Source organism: Neobacillus drentensis (assembly GCF_036966985.1).
Taxonomy (GTDB): Bacteria; Bacillota; Bacilli; order Bacillales; family Cytobacillaceae; genus Neobacillus; species Neobacillus drentensis_E.
In genome coordinates this window covers 1-3852 of the sequence record NZ_JBALSN010000406.1, presented here as the reverse complement: position 1 = coordinate 3852, position 3852 = coordinate 1, and the positions used below count along the sequence as shown (strand labels likewise).

Below are 3852 nucleotides of genomic sequence, written 5' to 3'. Positions count from 1 at the left end.
CCGTTCAAACAGTCAGTCATGTGATTAATAACTGGCTCCTAAACTACGTCAATGCGACTACAATTTCAATGAGTATTTTAGGTGAACCTGTCGGCGCTACCATTCTAGCGGTTATTTTATTAAATGAGCATCTCGTCACCTGGCAAATTGTTGGAGGAATGCTCGTCCTTTTCGGTGTCTTTTTCTTTTTGAGTCAAAAACAAAAACCAATGAATGACGGGGTCGAAAAGATAGGAACATTGAACCCATAAAACTATTCTTCTAATAACCTACTTAACAATCTAGTAGGTTTTTTGTTACAAAATACAGTTAAGGAATTGAATTAGAGGTCAAGAATGTAATGAAGCAAACAGGAGAATTAGATACAAGCATTGAAACGCAAACCATAGATGTGGAAGATGTAGCGAAAGTTATTAGTGAGGTAAATAACCAGTTTAAAATATTGAAATAACTCAATGGTAAAAAGCAAAAGGGGCTCAAATGAGTAGCCCCTTTTGCTTTTATAAATGCTTTTTATTCAAGTGTATTGATTGGAGTAATGGTTTTCCCTTCCAATTTAAACACATTCCACTTGTTCCCTTTTTTATTAACAGGTACGAAGAAAGTTTTAACAAGTGAAGTTCCCATATACACATCTACTTTTGCTCCTGAATTGGACAATTGGTCACTCTCACTGATACGACGATTCGTATAGTCCCAAATAGAATAAGTGTAGGTTCCTGGAACTTGTTTCTTAATCGTAATTGTCTCCGGCCCAAAGGAATCAGTGTCATCCACATCTAATTCTGTCATTAAGGTATCATCTGCTGAGTAATAAGTATCATTATCCCAGTAAATTTCATATTGGTCCTCACCATCTTCAGTTGGTGCAAGTAGATGTGAATCCAAGTCCTCTGGCTCTTCTCCCCATGAAAGAACAATCCGGATATCCTCTGAGCTTAAGTTAGGGGTAATTGTTCCATTGAAATCTAACTTTTCTTTATTCGGTAGACTCACTAGTATAATTGAATTCTTAATATAACCGGACTTTTCCATAACTGCTGTATAATGGCCTGTCGGCAATTCCAGTTTATATTTTCCATCCGCACCTGTAGTAATAGTTTTGAACTTGTGACCGGTTGAAATATTTAATCCTTGATAAATAGAAATATTTGCACCCGAAACAACCCGCCCCGTTTGAGCGTTAGTAATCACCCCTCCAACAATACCCGTCTTGCCATATTGATCATTCTTGATGATTTCGAGCTTTGGATTATAGGTGATTTGCTCCTCTTCAATTTTTACATTATTAAGGACAACCGTCTTATAACCGGAAATAGTATAAGAAATATTATAGGTACCAGTCGGTAATAATAGCTTATACTTTCCGGCACTATCCGACTGGGCTGAATAAGACTCACCCGCATTATCCTTGTTAACTGCCTTTATTGAAACTTTTTTAAGTGGCAGATTTGTGGTCGCATCAGAAACATAGCCTTCTACACCATTTTTCACAATACACCCTGATTTTTTTGTTTCAAACCACTTTTTATCTACTATTACAAGCTCCCTATTAATGTCACCGTCTGGAAAAAACCTCGATTCCCACTTTAATTTTGCCAATGCCTTTACCTGGAGAACTGGGGCAAAACTCATTTTGTAGCAGCCATTTAATTCAAGGTCCTTATTCAATAAGTCGTTTTTAAGGTATAAACTTCCTTCTGCAGATAAAACAAATTTCCCATCCGCGCGGAGAACAAGCGGCATGACCCCACCTATGTTCAAAGCAGCATCAATACCAAAGCCCAACTCTCCAGTAAGTTTTCCACGAGCAGTAATGGATTCTTTTTGAACAGTTACTCCATCCTTTGGTCCTTTATAATACGTTGGAGCTGGATGAAAAATATCTAATGATAAGCCTTGATCAAACTCTGTTTTTTTCATATAATCATAGGCCAATTCAGCTTCAATACTGCCAGAAGCGGTTACGACAAAGAACATGGTTACACCAACAGGGCATTGAATATACCCGGCTGAGCCCAATCCTGGTTTGGGGACAATTGCTGTAGGAGTCACCATAAAGGTAACACTACCTAATGGCAGTCTTCCTTTTGTAACATTAACCCCTTCAATTTCTCCCAAACCTCCTTTAAATTTACCTAATTTCTGATCCTTAAAGCCCCAATCCATTTTACCCTTTGCACCATACTTTAGATTGGTCTCTGTTTTGTATTTTAGATTATATTGCATTTTCACTGGAATCCCAGCTACTCTGTCAATCTCTGAAGTTATAGCAATATCTTTGATACTTACTTTACCTGAGACACTTAAATTAGTATTGGGTTTAGTTTTTAATCGATCATAATCTTTTGTGTACTTTAACAAGTCTAAATTGACGCTTAAGGATAAGTCTTTTGCTTTAACTGTACCTTGTTTTTGCAGGCCGCTGGCACTGCTGCTTGTTGTATCAATTTTCACTCCCGGCTCAAGGTTAGTTGCAACAATATCCGATGCATCGACACCCTCATTAACAGAAAGCTTTAAATCCTGAAATACCTCATCTAACAATGGCTGAGAAACGGTCACATCATACTGGCTTCCTGCCTTTTTCACTTCCCTCACTTTTAGGAATCCACCCATGGGATTATCCTTTGTAGGGTCCAAAGCAATAACGGCGTCTTTTTTAACAATATTCGGATCAATCGTTGTTAAACGTAACTTTAATGTTCCATTTGTTATTTCTTGCTGGGTTTTTATGGAGGAGATTAATTTATTGGTTTGTGTTTCCGTTAGAACCTTCACATTATCTTTAATTTCAGCGACGCCAGATTTGGCAGGCAGTTTCTTTTGGTAGCTAATCGCACTGTTAATATCACGAATGGTTTTATCACTCAAATATCTTTTATCCGCATAAGTTTTAACGCCCTTCACTTTTTTTGATAAAAGTAACGATTTNNCAAGAACAGCTGCTTTTTCCTTTACTGCTAAAGAAGAAATAAGTGCTGCATAAGGATAATTCTTTTTAGCCACTAGATAAAGATTCCGACTGTTTTGCGCATTAATTTTTACAAGATTATTAGATAGATTGTATGTGTCATTACCGGTAATCGTTGTAATATTTTTAATTTGCTTAAGGGTTGTACTTGAAAAACCAACCGATTTAATTTGTACTTTTTGCTTAAATAGATTAACGTACTTTACTGCTGTGCTGTTCATTTTCTTGGGGTCAACTACGATGATCCCAGCATTTTTACTCATCGCAATCGCAGGAACGGATGCCGTGTAGTACGCTTTCTTGCTTGGGACTAAATAAATGACGCTCTTGGAAGGATTTATTTTTTTTGCAACAAGAATTGAAGTATCAGTAACGTCCTTACCGTTAATCTTCTTCACTTTGATTTTTAACTTCTTCAGGTCTTTTTCAATTTTCGTACTTAACTGTTTTTTATTGGCGATAATCGTAATCTCTTTCACTTTTAATCTCTTTAATTCTTTTTTCGTCGATGAATTAAGGCCCTTCTTCTCAGTTAATAAAAGCGGGGCTTTTAGTTTGTTGCTGTAAAGTGACGATATGTAGATATTATTGGTATCTTCCTTATTCGTTAGGACTGCTCGCTTCGAGGTCTTTGGGAATTGTTTCTTAGAGACAGTAATTGCTAGACTAGTAACAGAAGATGCATTCGTCCGACTAATCTTCGGTGTGCTCGCAGCTGCAGCAGACGAGAAATCATATGTACTGATCAATAACTGAAGGAAGATTACTGATATAAGTACTTTTAAACTATGTTTCTTTAACGACCTCCTTTTACCCTTTCCTAGTAATGGTGAAAATAACTTCCTCAACTGTGTTCCTCCTCTTTTTCTATAAATATA

General features: G+C 36.9%; 2 protein-coding genes. One reads left to right on the top strand and one right to left on the bottom strand.

The window, feature by feature from the left end; all coding sequences use genetic code 11:
• A partial coding sequence (locus tag V7659_RS23510) for a DMT family transporter (protein ID WP_335542584.1) occupies positions 1 to 251 on the top strand: 251 nt, incomplete at its 5' end.
• 262 nt (positions 252 to 513) lie between these two features.
• Here the strand turns inward: V7659_RS23510 and V7659_RS32295 are convergent.
• Positions 514 to 1635: a carboxypeptidase regulatory-like domain-containing protein gene (locus tag V7659_RS32295; protein ID WP_438825872.1), complete on the bottom strand. Its 1122-nt coding sequence runs from the start codon at positions 1633 to 1635 to the stop codon at positions 514 to 516.
• Between the last annotated feature and the right edge of the window lie 2217 nt (positions 1636 to 3852).

Coding starts and splice junctions, on each gene's coding strand:
- V7659_RS32295 (WP_438825872.1), bottom strand. CDS start 1,635: ATGAGTTTTGCCCCAGTTCTCCAGGTAAAGGCATTGGCAAAATTAAAG.